At 41.2% G+C, this 14246-nt stretch carries 14 protein-coding genes; 1 reads left to right on the top strand and 13 read right to left on the bottom strand.

Features of this window, described 5'->3' with window-relative positions; all coding sequences use genetic code 11:
- Positions 1 to 76: 76 nt before the first annotated feature.
- Positions 77 to 778, bottom strand: a complete 702-nt coding sequence (mtnN, locus tag BMW59_RS04610; protein ID WP_093047977.1) for a 5'-methylthioadenosine/S-adenosylhomocysteine nucleosidase — start codon at positions 776 to 778, stop codon at positions 77 to 79.
- Between the two features lie 162 nt (positions 779 to 940).
- On the opposite strand from mtnN, the gene BMW59_RS04615 reads away from it, so the two are divergent.
- Positions 941 to 1150 (top strand): DUF2536 family protein, encoded by a 210-nt coding sequence (locus BMW59_RS04615; RefSeq protein WP_093047979.1) that lies wholly within the window; start codon positions 941 to 943, stop codon positions 1148 to 1150.
- A 450-nt stretch (positions 1151 to 1600) separates the two neighbouring features.
- On the opposite strand, the gene BMW59_RS04620 is transcribed toward BMW59_RS04615, so the two are convergent.
- The 12 genes from BMW59_RS04620 to BMW59_RS04675 all read right to left on the bottom strand — a co-directional run bounded on the left by BMW59_RS04620 (position 1601) and on the right by BMW59_RS04675 (position 14036).
- On the bottom strand, positions 1601 to 2386 hold the full coding sequence (locus tag BMW59_RS04620; RefSeq protein ID WP_177174182.1) for a YrrS family protein: 786 nt from the start codon (positions 2384 to 2386) through the stop codon (positions 1601 to 1603).
- 223 nt (positions 2387 to 2609) lie between these two features.
- Positions 2610 to 3080, bottom strand: coding sequence for a transcription elongation factor GreA (gene greA, locus BMW59_RS04625; protein ID WP_093047984.1), 471 nt, complete (start codon positions 3078 to 3080; stop codon positions 2610 to 2612).
- A 419-nt stretch (positions 3081 to 3499) separates the two neighbouring features.
- A complete protein-coding gene (gene udk, locus BMW59_RS04630) occupies positions 3500 to 4135 on the bottom strand; it encodes a uridine kinase (RefSeq protein WP_093047987.1) in 636 nt (211 codons plus the stop codon).
- Entirely contained in the window at positions 4132 to 5415 is a 1284-nt protein-coding gene (locus BMW59_RS04635) for a peptidase U32 family protein (protein ID WP_093047990.1), read from the bottom strand. The genes udk and BMW59_RS04635 overlap by 4 nt, the downstream gene beginning before the upstream one ends.
- A 115-nt stretch (positions 5416 to 5530) precedes the next feature.
- Entirely contained in the window at positions 5531 to 6460 is a 930-nt protein-coding gene (locus BMW59_RS04640) for a peptidase U32 family protein (RefSeq protein WP_093047993.1), read from the bottom strand.
- Positions 6457 to 7137 (bottom strand): O-methyltransferase, encoded by a 681-nt coding sequence (locus BMW59_RS04645; protein WP_093048505.1) that lies wholly within the window; start codon positions 7135 to 7137, stop codon positions 6457 to 6459. Before BMW59_RS04645 ends, BMW59_RS04640 begins: the two co-directional genes overlap by 4 nt.
- Positions 7138 to 7265: 128 nt before the next feature.
- A complete protein-coding gene (gene mltG / locus BMW59_RS04650) occupies positions 7266 to 8405 on the bottom strand; it encodes an endolytic transglycosylase MltG (RefSeq protein ID WP_245732946.1) in 1140 nt (379 codons plus the stop codon).
- 464 nt (positions 8406 to 8869) lie between these two features.
- Positions 8870 to 9181 carry a DUF1292 domain-containing protein gene (locus BMW59_RS04655; protein WP_093047996.1) on the bottom strand — a complete coding sequence of 104 codons (312 nt, stop codon included), beginning with the start codon at positions 9179 to 9181 and terminating at the stop codon, positions 8870 to 8872.
- A 12-nt stretch (positions 9182 to 9193) separates the two neighbouring features.
- Positions 9194 to 9610 (bottom strand): Holliday junction resolvase RuvX, encoded by a 417-nt coding sequence (gene ruvX / locus BMW59_RS04660; RefSeq protein WP_093047999.1) that lies wholly within the window; start codon positions 9608 to 9610, stop codon positions 9194 to 9196.
- A complete protein-coding gene (locus BMW59_RS04665) occupies positions 9607 to 9879 on the bottom strand; it encodes an IreB family regulatory phosphoprotein (RefSeq protein WP_093048002.1) in 273 nt (90 codons plus the stop codon). The genes ruvX and BMW59_RS04665 overlap by 4 nt, the downstream gene beginning before the upstream one ends.
- A 98-nt stretch (positions 9880 to 9977) precedes the next feature.
- Entirely contained in the window at positions 9978 to 12614 is a 2637-nt protein-coding gene (gene alaS / locus BMW59_RS04670; protein WP_093048004.1) for an alanine--tRNA ligase, read from the bottom strand.
- A gap of 339 nt (positions 12615 to 12953) precedes the next feature.
- Positions 12954 to 14036, bottom strand: a complete 1083-nt coding sequence (locus BMW59_RS04675) for an AI-2E family transporter (RefSeq protein WP_093048005.1) — start codon at positions 14034 to 14036, stop codon at positions 12954 to 12956.
- Between the last annotated feature and the right edge of the window lie 210 nt (positions 14037 to 14246).

A 14246-nucleotide genomic window follows, 5' to 3' on the forward strand; every position in this document is an offset into this window, starting at 1 on the left:
TGTTAATCAAACTATTACAAGTATAACATGGCAGGCAACCGAGTGATGTAGTAATGTATTCCTTATGTACCAGCAGTTACTTCTGCTTGCGAAGTTCTTCCAGCATAAGTAAAACCATATTAGCGGAATTTACCGAAGCTGTCTCAAGGAACTGGTCATAAGAGACTTTGGCATCTTTCCCTGCTACATCAGATAAGGACCTTATAATGACAAACGGCTTTTGGAACTGATGACACACCTGGGCAATAGCTCCCGCTTCCATTTCTGCGCAATAAGGATCTTCAAATTTTGTGCGGATTTCCTCCACACGCGCATGATCGCTCATAAAGGAGTCCCCTGAAATAATTAAGCCTTTAATAGAATTGACTCCCACCTCATCAGCACATTCTTCTGCAAGACCTACCAGTCCGTGGTCAGCCTCATAAAAGGCAGGCATCCTCGGCACCTGGCCGAATTCGTAACCAAACACCGTCGCATCTACATCATTGTAGCGGACTTGTGTAGAAATAACTATATCACCTACCGCCAGGTTCTGATGGAATCCGCCTGCAGAACCTGTATTTATAATAAGGTCAGGATAAAACAGCTGGTTCATCAGCGTCGTGCTGATCGCTGCATTTACTTTTCCGATTCCAGATTTAGCTAAAATAACATCAACCCCATTTAATCGGCCAATAAAAAACTCTGAACCGGCTATGACATTTTCTTCTTCAAGCACCATTTCGGATTTCAAAAGTTCAACTTCTTCTTCCATGGCTCCGATAATTCCGACACGCATAATACCACCCTTTTTCGCAAAGTTTCACTTTTTCTATCATAGCCTATGACAGGCTGGGGAACAAGAACCATTTCTTATCCTGTAATATTGCCGTCTCTCTATCTTTTATTTAAAATAAGAAGCGGGCTTTCTGTTAAGACAACACTAAAAGGAGTGGACAAGATGATTTTTCAACCCGATACTTTAAAAGACAAAGTAGAATTTTTCGAAGCTGCGACGCTTCAGCTTCTGGAGAAACAAATTTCAAAAAAAATAGATGACAACCAGTCGATCATGCTTGAAGTTCATAATGTTTCCCATCAGCTGACCATAGACCCTAAAACAGGCAAAAAAATATACACAGCAGCTGTGCATTTTAAACAAAAACAGTAAACCGTTATATGATGATCCTTAATCTCTAGCTGAAAGAGGACCGGCAGACTCAAATCAATACTTTTATTAAAGGATGAGACTGGGCCAAAACTAAAGACAGGTTTGTAAAAGAAGAACAATTCCATCAGACCTTTTATCAGGCGTCTCACTTTTAATTACCAGTTATTGAATAGCCTCAGCTTTTTTTGATTGAAGGACAGAAGGCGGCGACGCCACAGGGAGTAAGCGCAGCCTGAAGATCCAATTCAACGAAGCTCCAGGCTGAGTTGAATTTAGCTGAAGACAAGCCCCTGGGCAAGCGTCCGCCGCCTGTGAGGGCTGAAATCACTCCTTTTCTAAAAAAGAACAACCGAACAAAATTCGAAAATTTTGTTCGGCTTTCTTTATGAAGACTATTCTTTTGTCCCAGCCTCGTCATTAAATCTAATTCTTAACTTTCAGCTTTAAAACTTAGTGGCTTACATACGGATTAGAGTTTTGCTCCTCTACAGAGACAGGCATCCAGCCTTCATTTTCAACCCAGTTAAGTTCAACTTTGTAAGGTTCAAAACGGTTATCATAAGTACTTACTGTTCCAATTGCCGTGTGCTGGTCCCCGCCGTTTCTTATTTGCCATACTTCCATTTCATCTTGGCTGAGCCCTGTAGCGTACGATAAAGCTCTGGTCATCTCTTCCCAATTAACATGGTCTGTCTGGTATACAGGTGTAAACGGCTCTTCCTGAACCGTTCCAACAGGTCCCCATTCACCGTCAGATTCAGTTGTGTTTTCGTTGTTGGTTTCTGTTTCTTCATTTCCTTCCTCAGCTGCATTGCCTTCATTGTCTTCATTGTTTTCATTGCCTTCATTGTTTTCATCATCTTCATTATTTAAATTACCTTCGTTATTTCCATTATTAGCTGGATCTTCTTCCTCATTATTATTGTCATTATTGTTATTACCATCATTCACTTCATCATTATCGTTGTTATCATTTAGAGGGTTATTTTCATTATTGTTTTCTTCATCGCCGGGCTGATCGATCGATATATCCCCGCTATTAGTGTTTTCTTCCTCGTTGTTAAGATCGTTGTTATTCGTAACAGCCACCTCATTGTCATCGCCGCCTCCAAAAATTAAAGTAGCGGAGACAAAAATAATTAATAAAGCTACAAGTCCTATTGAAACATTAAGAATAGTATTCAGGCGTCTTTTCTTTTTGTTATCCGAACGCATAGGCGTATAATTATTGCTCATAAAACACTTTCCTCCCTTTTCCAGTCCAAATCTACATATATTATAATTCATTTATGGATAAATTTCGACCAGCAGTCCCCATCTTTGACCGTATTTTAGGTTTCAACTAATACTGCGGTCAAAGTATAAGCACCTTTTCGCTTTTCTATATGAGACATACTATGTAAAAAATCACCCGTTAGTCTTTTTCAGACCAGGGTGATTTCAAACTATTTGGTGTTATTTATGACACTTCTGTAATTTCAACAGTCATGTCTCCGCCTGGAGTAGAGACTACAACCTGCTCGCCGATACCCTTGCCGATTAAACTTTGCGCCATTGGAGAATCATTAGAAATTTTTCCTTCGATAGGGTCTGCTTCCGCACGTCCTACAATGGTGTATTCCTCTTCATCCCCATCAGGAAGCTCTTTAAAAGTAACTTTTTTTCCAAGAGAAACAACTGAGCTGTCAGAATCCTCTTCAATAATTTCAGCATTGCGAATCATACCTTCAATCTGCTGGATTCTGCCTTCAACAAATGCCTGTTCTTCTTTTGCCGAATCATACTCCGAGTTCTCTGATAGATCTCCGAAGCTTCGCGCTACTTTTATTCTTTCTACGACTTCTTTTCGCCGTTCAGTCTTTAAATACTCCAGTTCTTTCTCGAGTTTTTCTTTACCTTCCATAGTCATATAGTGTTTTTCTTCTGTCATTGTTTTCCACTCCTTAAAATTAATACATCCAAGTGAACGCTTTCATGTTTCCTTACCTTATAAAAAATATACGGGAAATGCAGAAACGGGGTTGATTTACCATATGAACTGCTTACAGAAAAATGACCACCTTTTTAAATATATATGATGGTAGTATAATGAAAACCAGTTCATTTAACAAGTTTTCCTTATAAAATCCTGTAAAAATTAATATTCCCTAAAATTCATAGGCGTCAATAAACCTTAAGCGCCCAACCTGTTCAAGCATGGCTGAACAGATCAGGGCGCCGTAGGTCTTACATTTATTTCAAAAAAAACCGTTTCTAGAAATGATTTCCTGCGTTCCTCTTAGCTATTATATACAAAACTCAGCTTTTAGCCAAGTAGTTCATATATTCTTCAAAATGTTAAATGAAGGCCTAAATCATTGCCTTCTCTTCAAGTACCGTTTTAATCTTTGCAACCATTAAATCAATAGCCACATGATTATGCCCGCCTTCAGGAACGATAATATCCGCATACCGCTTAGTAGGCTCAATAAATTGAAGATGCATCGGCCGCACTACTGACGTATACTGGTCAATGACTGAATCGATTGTCCGCCCGCGATCCTGTATATCCCTCATCATTCGCCGTATAATCCTTAAATCGGAGTCGGTGTCTACAAAAAGCTTTATATCCATCACATCTCTCAGGCGCTCATCTTCAAGAATAAGTATCCCCTCTAATATAATGACATCCCTCGGTTCCACATTAACTACTTCATCTGAGCGTGTATGATTAGCATAGTCATATACTGGCTTTTCAACGGGTTGCCGGTTGACTAACCGCTTTAAATGATCAAGCAGCAAATCATTATCAAAGGCTAAAGGATGGTCATAATTTGTTTTTAATCTTTCTTCCATCGGCAAATGTGTCTGATCCTTATAATAAGCATCTTGTTCTATCATAAGGATGGACTGCTCAGGAAATTTACAGTAAATTTCATTCGCCACTGTCGTTTTACCAGAACCCGATCCTCCGGCTACACCAATGATGACAGGTTTTTTACTCATGTTAACTGTTCCTTTCGCATCATATTATTAGGTTTTACTGGTTTATCAACTTTAAATTTGACTATTTGAAGAGGATGCCTTGCCGCATCCAGCTCTTCACCGTCTTCATCCCAAATCTTTTCTACCTTTTGAGTGAAATTTGTAATTTCAGGCCCAAAAAACTCTATTTGATCTCCAGGACGGAAATGGTTTCGTTGCTGAAGTGTGACAATCTCTGTTTCTTCATCATAATCTAACACAAGCCCTGCAAAATCAAAAGTTGTTTTCTGGCTGTGATTACGGAACATCTGCTCTTCGTGGCCAGGTGTATTTTCAAAAAATGCTGGAGCTGTAGGCCTGTTTGCGCATTTTGCTAATTCCTTAAGCCATTCATTATCGATCTTAAAGTTATCAGGATCCTCACAGTACGCATCGATTACTTTTCTATAGACACTTACTACGGTGGCAACATAATGAATAGATTTCATTCGCCCTTCAACTTTAAGACTGTCAATTCCTGCCTCTACCAGCTTAGGAATGGCTTCAATTAAATTAAGGTCTTTCGGTGACATGGCAAAAGGAGCATCATCGGTATCAAACAGAGCTTTTTCACCAGTCTTCTGTTCATTTGCGCCATCTTCTTCATAAAGAAAATAGTCCCACCGGCAAGATTGACAACATCCGCCTCTGTTGGAATCTCTCGCTGTCATATGATTGCTTAATACGCAGCGGCCTGAATAAGAAATACACATCGCCCCGTGTATAAATGTTTCAATTTCAATATCCACATTCGCTTTCATTTCCAGCATTTCTCCTAAACCAACTTCACGTGCCAGAACTACTCTATCCAACCCTTCCTCTTTCCAAAATTTAACTGCTTGCCAGTTTGAGAGGGACTGCTGCGTAGAGAGATGGACTTCCAGTTTAGGCGCTACACGTTTACAAGTTTCAATAATTAGTGGATCAGCTACAATAATCCCTGTAACTCCCACCTTCTCCAAATCCTTCAGATAATCTTCAAGACCATCCATATTTTCGTTATGGGCAAAAATATTAGTGGTGACATAAATATGCGCACCATACTTATCAGCAAACTGGACGCCTTCAGCCATTTCTTCTATAGAGAAGTTGTCTGCATTGGACCTCAATCCAAAGTCACGCCCGCCAATAAATACAGCGTCAGCGCCGTAATGGACAGCTATTTTCAACTTTTCAAGGTTTCCTGCCGGCGCTAAAAGTTCGGGCTTTTTCGTGATCACACGTCTGCCCTCTGAAGGTCGTTTTACTGTTTGTTGTTCCACTAGTGATCACTCCTTTTCCTACCTGATTTAATATGAGAAAAACTTGGCAAACCGCCAAGCCCTTACGAAAGCCTCAGGTTTTCTTATACTTTTTCTCAAAATACAGCAACAAAGGTTAGTAAACTGTTTCTTTAAAGAAAAATCCTGTATCAAGATCCCGGTTGGCTGGCTGTACTGATTTAACTTCATCAAGCAGCTCGTCTTTTTTTCTGTTATACACTTCCGGGTCTTCCGTATACAGGTCTATCGCTTGTCTGTAAAGTGCGGTCATCTTTTTAATATAGTCAAAATCTTTTAGTATCCCGTCTATCTTAAATGAATCAATCCCTGCATCAAGCATCTCGTCTAATTCATCAATGATGCACATGTCTTTCGGACTCATAATATGTGTTCCGTTCTCATCTTCCCAGATCGGATATTTCGCATCCCTTTCCGGATCATGCAGAATTAAGCTTCGATCTTTACTTCTACCCTGTACTTCCAGGTCCTTTCCTTGAAAGGCCATATAATTTCCGACCAGCATCCGTTTTGACTGGAACATACAAGTCATTCCGTGAACCTGTACTTCAATTTCCACTTCAGCTTCTTCTTTTATTTCAATAATAGAATCCATATTTAATTCACGGGCAAGCACCGCGCGGGCTGCCCCTTTTCTTCCCCAGTAATTAGCTGTGTACCAGTTTGTGGCCGTCGTTTCTGTGTTCCAATGAAGCTTCATTTTAGGAGCATGCTCCCTTACATTCATTAAAACGGCTGGATCTCCGAATACTATGGCGTCCACCCCGGTACGGTCTAAAAATTGAATATAGTCCGGTAATAGAGGAAGTGTCTCATTGTGAAAAAGGGCGTTCATAGCCACATATACTTTCGCTCCCTTTTCATGGGCAATGGTCGTTGCTTCTTCTACCTCTTTCCTGCTGAAATCCCCAGCAAGCCTCAAGGCATATTTTTCTTCTCCAATTATAACGGCGGTGGCGCCGACATCAATAAGAGGAGCGATGTCTTCCACACTCGTAGGCGTGACTAACAACTCTGGTTTTTTCATGCTTTTTCACCTTCCTGTATTTCTTTCCCCATGTTTCGTTTTACATTTACCATCAAACCGTCTCCTACAGGCAGTAAAACTGAGTCAAAACGCGGATCTTTCATTAATTTATCGTTAAACTTCCTTAGTTTATTTACCATTGAAGAGAGGCGGCGGCTTTCCGGCTCTTTTTCTCCTGAAACAAACCCTTTGAAAAGGACATTATCTGAAAATATAAGGCCGCCTTCCTTAACCATTGGCTCATATATTGAGAAGAAATTTTCATACTGCCCTTTAGCCGCATCAATAAACAAAACGTCATAAGGCGCTTTTTCAGCAATTTCTTCTTTCACTTCGAGGGCATCCCCCTGGACCAGGTTAAAACGCTTGTGCACTCCAACTGAGCGCGCATTTTTTAATGCTTCCTGGATCCGTTCTTCATCTCTTTCCACTGTATAAATGAAAGCATCGGGAGCAGCTTGAAGCATACGGATCGCAGAATATCCGATTGCCGTACCAATTTCCAGAATGCGTACGGGATTATGGATTCTAAGAAATTGCAGCATGGTTTCCAACCCGTCAGCTTCCATAATAGGGACGTGATGCTTATGTGCATAATTTTCTATTTCTTTTATATCTGCAGGTCGTTCTTTTATAAGTGATGAAAGATATGAGGCTGTTTTATCGCCTTTTCCCATAAAAAAAGCGCCTCCTTCAGGTGCTTTTAAATCCAAATAGCCATATGTTTGTCTTTGACCGATACATTTTAACATAAAAACAAGGAGAATGCTAACTTTATCAGCAGTTTCTCCTTGTTTTCACCATATCATTCGTTTGAATTCTGATAGTGTTCGACAACTTCCCTGTGGTCGGAATAATTGACGTTAAAGTGGACTTCTCCATCCGGTGAATGATAGAAGTAAATATACTCATGCGATTCAGGTTCAAGAGCTGCAGCAATTGAAGCTTCCCCCGGATTGTTAATGGGTCCCGGCGGAAGGCCGGCAATTTCATAAGTGTTATAAGGAGACTCAATTTCAAGGTGTTTATTTAAAGTTCGTGATAAGTGTTCTTCGTGTGCGTAAGCAATCGTAGGATCCATCTGTAAAGGCATGGACGCGCTTAACCGGTTTTCGATTACCCCTGAAATCGTCGCTCGTTCCTCGTCTGTTCTTGCTTCTCCCTCAATAATTGAAGCTTTCGTCATCAAAGCGTGGTAAGAATCATCTGAAGCAGATGCCTGGCGGCTTTCAAGTATGGAATTAGTTCTATCAAGCATTGCCTCAATAACCTGCTCAGCAGTGACTTCTTCTTCTACAAAGTCGTACCGCGCCGGGAATAAATACCCTTCCAGCGGTTCCCGAATATCTTCATCAAATATATCCTCATCCAGGAACGTATACCTCTCAATTAGTTCTTCCAGGTATTCTTCATCCCTTGCGACTTCTGCAATCTCTTCAGCCTCGAGATTCGTTTCATCCGCCACTCTTACAAAAATATCTTCAGCCCAGCGACCTTCAGGCACCGTAAAGGAAGTCGCGTACTCTTCATATACTCTTCCTTCTTTTAGATGGTCAATAATTTCATCCATGCTCATGGCTCTGGTCAGGCGGTAGTCGCCTGCCTGAAACCCTGACTCATTTTGAAAACGAATATAATAGCGAAACATGGATGCACTGGAGATCACGCCTTCTTCTTCAAGAATTTCGCCGATAGAAGAAGGAGTAGAACCGATTGGAATTGAAACCTCAACGACTTCATCATCTTCTTCATCAACCGGTCCAATAGCGTCTTTTACATAAAAGTATGCTCCTAAACCCCCGGCAACGACTGCTACTATGATCGTTATAACAAATATAAGGACTATTTTCCTAACCAGGCCTGCTTCCCTTTTTGTTTCTTCAAGTTTCATTTTATGCTTTTCGTTTAAATTTTTGCTGGAATCGTTTGTTGTGTCTTCTGCCACTGACTGCCACTCCTTTCACCTTCCCTATTATACTATATCTTTAAAAAAATTCGATATTCTGCTTAAATTCGACAGTATAATTTTTCTATAAACACTGAGGAGTTGTCAACTTGGAGGACGAAATCCATCTTCTATCTTAAAGAGACTATGGTCATATCACTTAGATAGATGAATGCAAGGCGGCGACTCCCAGTGGGATTAGCGCACTCTGAAAATCCTTTTTGACTCAGCTGTGCTGAGTTAAAAATAGTTAAAGACAAGCCCCACGCTTGTCCCCATTAGGGGGGAAGCGTCCGCCTGCATTTATGAAATAAGCAAAAATCTATACTTTCTTATCTTTGCAAAAAAAACCGAACAACATCGTAAGATATTGTTCGGAGTTCATTAGTATGAATATATAATCCCACCCTTAACCTGTATTAGAGGCGGCAGGAGATTTCATTTATTAAAGCAGGTCTAAAAGATTAATTCTCTTCTTCTAAATCCTCTTCAGCGAATGTATTTAATAATTCTTCAACCATATTCCATTCTTCATCCGTTTCAATAGGATAAAGAGAGAGGTCGCCGCCTTCCGGCTCTTCGTATCTGAAAGCATGGACTTCAATTTCTTCATCTTCACTTTCATTTGAGCCTTCCGGTGCTAACACCATATAGGAGTTCCCCGTACTGTCTACATCAAATGTAAATAACACTTGAAATAAGTGTTCATCTCCATTCTCATCTGGAATTACGATGCGGTCGTCATCGCCTGGCTGGTTAATTTGAAATTCTGACATATTATCGCCTCCTTATTTTTGTCGATCAAGATATCCTTGTAAAATCATAACGGCTGCCATCTTATCTATAACTTTTTTTCTTTTCTTACGGCTCACATCAGCGGTGACCAGCATGCGTTCCGCTGCCACTGTCGTTAATCTTTCATCCCACAGATCAACAGGGAGCCCTGTCCGGCCTGCCAGTTCTTCAGCAAATGCCTGGCAAAGTTCACCGCTTGGTCCGATCGTACCGTTCATATTTTTCGGCAGCCCGACTACGATTTTAGTAACATCATGTTCATCAATAACCTTTTTAATACGTTCGTAATCCTCTTCTTCATTTTCAGGATTACGCTTTATTGTTTCGACACCTTGAGCTGTCCAGCCCAAAGCGTCGCTGACAGCGACGCCTATCGTTTTGCTGCCTACGTCCAGACCTATTACTTTCATGACTTCTCCTTTTGATGATGAGCTAAATACGAGCGCACAAGCTCCTCAATTAACTCATCCCGTTCAATTTTCCGAATAAGAGTCCGTGCATCGTTATGGCGGGGAATATAAGCCGGATCGCCTGATAACAGATAACCTACAATTTGATTAATAGGATTATATCCCTTCTCTTCAAGCGAGGAATATACTGTCATTAAAACCTCTTTTACATCCTCGTCCATTGAATCGTCATTAAAATTAAATTTCATTGTTCTGTCCATTGAACTCAAAACAACCACACCTCTCTTCTTCTTGGCAAGAAAAGGTCTCATAAACCGTTCCGTATTTTAATTGGATTTGTCTACTATTGTACACGATTCTGCTTCATTTAGACATTTCTTTTTACTAAATCAGGAACCATTTCTAAAGCCTCGTCTATTTGAGAAGGGTCTTTCCCTCCTGCTTGAGCCATGTCAGGGCGTCCGCCTCCGCCTCCGCCGCATTTTACAGCCACTTCTTTGACCAGGTTTCCTGCATGGTGGCCTTCCTTAACTAAATCTTTGGAAACACTGGCCACAATACTTACTTTTTCCTGTGTGACTGCAGCTAAAACTAAAATTCCAGATTCCATTTTTTCTTTCAGTGAATCCGTCATTTTTCTTAATGCGTTCATGTCTGCTGCATTGACTTTCTTAGCCAGTATTTTCACTCCGGCTACTTCCTGCACGTCATCCAGTAAACTCCCTGCCTGTGCCTGAGCCATTTTAGCTGACAGTGATTCGTTTTCTTTCTCTTTTTCTTTTAATTGGGTTTGAAGCTGAGTGATCCTGTAAGGGACATCCGTCAGTTTTGTTTTCAGCAAACTGGCAGCTTCCCGCAGCTGATCGACTTGACTGTTCATGTATTCATACGCTTTTTTCCCTGTTACTGCTTCTATTCGACGAATACCTGCGCCTATTCCTGCTTCAGAGACGACTTTAAATAAGCCGATTTCCGCTGTGTTGTTTACATGGCAACCCCCGCATAATTCTAAACTGTAATCATCCACTTGAACGACACGGACTTCCTCGCCGTACTTCTCGCCAAAAAGAGCCATGGCCCCCATTTCTTTAGCTTCGGTTAATGTTTTATTCATTGTGGAAACTTGAATGCCTTCCCATACTTTTTCGTTCACAATACTTTCAATCTGGTCAATTTCATCTTCTGTAAGTTGGCCGAAATGGGAGAAATCGAACCGCAGGCGGTCTTGGCTGACCAGTGACCCTGCCTGGTTAACGTGATCGCCAAGGACATCTTTTAAAGCCTGATGAAGCAAGTGTGTTGCTGTATGATTTTTTACAATTCCTGTCCGGGAAGAGCTGTTCACTTCTGTATTGAGAACTTCTCCGATTTTTATAGAGCCTTCTTTCACACTAACTGTATGAAGATTTTGTCCGTTAGGAGCTTTCTGCACGTCTTTAACTTCCAGTGTTACTGAATCATTGGACATTATTCCTTTATCAGCAACCTGCCCGCCGCTTTCCGCATAAAATGGTGTTTTATCAAGAATAACTTGAATGTCGTCTCCTTCATTTGCCATCTCCACCAGCGAGCCCTCTTTGACAATCGCTTTGACTGATGAATGTGTTTCAAGTTCAGAATACCCGACAAATTCACTTCGCTCCTGGATACTACCTAACACTTCGTCCTGAAGCTGCATAGAACCGGATTCCTGCCTGGCAGCCCGGGCTCTCTCCCTCTGTTTGCCCATCTCCTGATCAAACCCTGAACGGTCAAGCTTAAGGCCCGCCTCTTCGAGATATTCCTCGGTTAAATCAACTGGAAATCCGTATGTGTCATACAGTTTGAAACCCTCTACTCCGGAAATGGTTTCAACTCTATCAGCTTTTGCTTTTTCAATAAGTTTATTCAGCATAACAAGTCCATCAGTCAAAGTTTCGTGGAAACGCTCTTCTTCTGTGCGCACCACTTTTTGAATGAATTCCTGCTTTTCTTTCACTTCAGGATAGAAATCAGCCATTATCTTTCCAACTGTCGGCACAAGCTTATACATGAAGGGTTCATGAATATTTAACTGTTTAGCATAACGGACTGCTCTTCTTAAAAGGCGGCGCAGCACATACCCCCTGCCTTCATTGGATGGAAGAGCCCCGTCGGATACAGCAAAAGTAACTGTTCTGATGTGGTCTGCAACTACTTTAAAAGCCGTATCATTTACACCAGCCTTACCATAACTTTTTCCAGAAATTTCTTCTGTTAAACGAATTATCGGTAAAAACAGGTCAGTGTCAAAATTTGTTCTTGCGTCCTGAATGACTGAAACCATTCTTTCAAGCCCCATACCGGTATCAATGTTTTTCTTCGGCAGCGGTGTATAGCTTCCATCAGGATTATGGTTAAACTGGGAAAATACAAGATTCCATACTTCTAAATGTCTTTCGTTTTCGCCGCCTGGATACATTTCGGGATCATCAGGGTCATTTCCGTATTCTTCCCCGCGGTCATAAAATATTTCTGTATTCGGGCCACACGGTCCTTCCCCGATATCCCAGAAATTTTCCTGTAAACGGATAATCCGCTCTTCAGGCAGACCCACTTCCTTATGCCAGATTTCAAAAGCTTCGTCATCATCCGGGTAAATAGTTACCGCTAGTTTCTCAGGCTCAAACCCGATCCAACGTTTATCAGTTAAAAATTCCCAAGCCCAATGAATAGCGTCTTTCTTAAAATAGTCGCCAATGGAAAAATTCCCAAGCATTTCAAAAAACGTATGGTGACGGGCTGTTTTTCCTACATTTTCAATGTCGTTTGTCCGAATGGATTTTTGTGCATTTGCAATCCGCGGATTATCAGGAATAACCCTTCCATCAAAGTATTTCTTTAAGGTAGCCACGCCACTGTTGATCCATAAAAGAGACGGATCCTCATGCGGGACTAAAGAAGCACTCGGCTCCACATCGTGTCCTTTTTCTTTAAAAAAATCAAGAAACATTTGTCTCACTTCAGCTGACGTTAAATGTTTCATCTTTCCTTCCTCCTTTTTAACCTAAATATTTATGTTTTTGGACATAAAAAAACTCCTCCCTGCAAAAGGGACGAGAATATTCACGCGGTACCACCCTAGTTACAGACAAAACTTCTCCTGCCTGTCACCTCATCACAATTAACGGCTGTGCACCGGCAGGTTTTAGCCCGCTCTCAGGAGTAGCTTATTACCAGTCTTCATCCGGAATTCTTTCAGCCTAAGGAATTCCTCTCTGCTTTCCGCGTGTGCGGCTGGAATGGGTACTGGAAATATATCTCCGTCATCAAGTTCTTATGTAGAGCTTTATATGAGTAATTATAAAAATGTGTTATACATTTGTCAATCATAGATGCCACGGCGTTCTCTGACAATTTTCCTTGAATGAAGAAGCAGAACTTTAAGGACAGCTAATACAGGCACTGCCAGTATAAGTCCTATGATGCCTCCCATCTCGTTCCCTATGACCAGGGCGAAAATTATCAGCAGCGGATGGGTGTGAATACTTTTGCCAACAATCACTGGAGCCAGTATGTTTCCTTCAACAATCTGAATAATAAAAACCGCTGCAATGCCTAAAAGAACAAGCTGGAAAGATTCTGTCAGAGCGAGCAGTATGACGGGTACAGCACCGAGGATCGGACCGAAATACGGAATAATATTAGTTACCCCAATAAAAATAGCCAGAAGAGTGCCATACGGCATATCAATAACCCAAAAGGCCCCCCAGGCCAGAAGACCGACGACAATACAAACGATCAGCTGGCCTCTGATATACGAGCCAAGCGTGTGATCAACCTCCATGATCAGCTGTTTCCCGTTTCTCCTCATTTTTTTTGGTGTTAAATACCAGCTTGTATTCTTTAATAGTGGAAAGTCTTTTAACCCGTAAAAAACTATAAACGGAATAACAATAAGCAGCAGCGCCCAGTCTAATAAACTAACCATCACTGCTCCAAGTTCTTCCAATGCGCCTGCAATCCAGCCTTCACCGCGGGAAATCCAGTTATCCATCCGCTGTTGAAAGGTGTCCGGCAAGAATGCCGCCTGGTTTGTAAACTCAACGGTGAATTCTCTGTAGGTTCCTGCTAATTCAGGCAGTTGTGTCAGTAATTCTCTTCCTTCTTCAATAATATATGGTGAGGCTTTCAACAGGCCAGCGACGGTGAGAACAAGAAATAACGAAAAAATAATAAATATGGATAATGATCTTGGTATATTACCTTTCTCCAGTTTTTCTACTACCGGATGAAGCAGATAGATGATAAAACCGGCGAAAAGAAAAGGAGTAAGCACTTTGAAAAAAAGCCTGAAAAAGGGACCTGTATATTGAAGAAATAAGAGTGTTCCCGCAAGTATTAATCCAATTAATAAGACAATGATAAGACGGTAAATCCATCGTTTCATTTCCTCGTTATCTTTCACCGGGAATCCTCCTTAAAGATAGTAGCGTAAAAGGCAGACGCTAATTACGTCTGCCTTCTGTCATTTGATCTGAATGTAACAGGTCTTAAGAAAAGGCTCTGGTCATTTGTCTCCGCATACGCCTTAGAGTTCTTCTTCTCGGTATTAAGTCTCCAATAAAGGAAAAGTTGACCTGATTCATGCGTCTTTTCCATCTTTTCCTACTTTTTC

This window comes from Salipaludibacillus aurantiacus, assembly GCF_900111295.1.
Taxonomy (GTDB): domain Bacteria; phylum Bacillota; class Bacilli; order Bacillales; family Salisediminibacteriaceae; genus Salipaludibacillus; species Salipaludibacillus aurantiacus.

Bases quoted from the DNA above. Each gene is read 5' to 3' on its own strand.
- mtnN (WP_093047977.1), bottom strand. From the start codon at position 778: ATGCGTGTCGGAATTATCGGAGCCATGGAAGAAGAAGTTGAACTTTTG.
- BMW59_RS04615 (WP_093047979.1), top strand. From the start codon at position 941: ATGATTTTTCAACCCGATACTTTAAAAGACAAAGTAGAATTTTTCGAA.
- BMW59_RS04620 (WP_177174182.1), bottom strand. From the start codon at position 2,386: ATGAGCAATAATTATACGCCTATGCGTTCGGATAACAAAAAGAAAAGA.
- greA (WP_093047984.1), bottom strand. From the start codon at position 3,080: ATGACAGAAGAAAAACACTATATGACTATGGAAGGTAAAGAAAAACTC.
- udk (WP_093047987.1), bottom strand. From the start codon at position 4,135: ATGAGTAAAAAACCTGTCATCATTGGTGTAGCCGGAGGATCGGGTTCT.
- BMW59_RS04640 (WP_093047993.1), bottom strand. From the start codon at position 6,460: ATGAAAAAACCAGAGTTGTTAGTCACGCCTACGAGTGTGGAAGACATC.
- BMW59_RS04645 (WP_093048505.1), bottom strand. From the start codon at position 7,137: ATGGGAAAAGGCGATAAAACAGCCTCATATCTTTCATCACTTATAAAA.
- BMW59_RS04655 (WP_093047996.1), bottom strand. From the start codon at position 9,181: ATGTCAGAATTTCAAATTAACCAGCCAGGCGATGACGACCGCATCGTA.
- ruvX (WP_093047999.1), bottom strand. From the start codon at position 9,610: ATGAAAGTAATAGGTCTGGACGTAGGCAGCAAAACGATAGGCGTCGCT.
- alaS (WP_093048004.1), bottom strand. From the start codon at position 12,614: ATGAAACATTTAACGTCAGCTGAAGTGAGACAAATGTTTCTTGATTTT.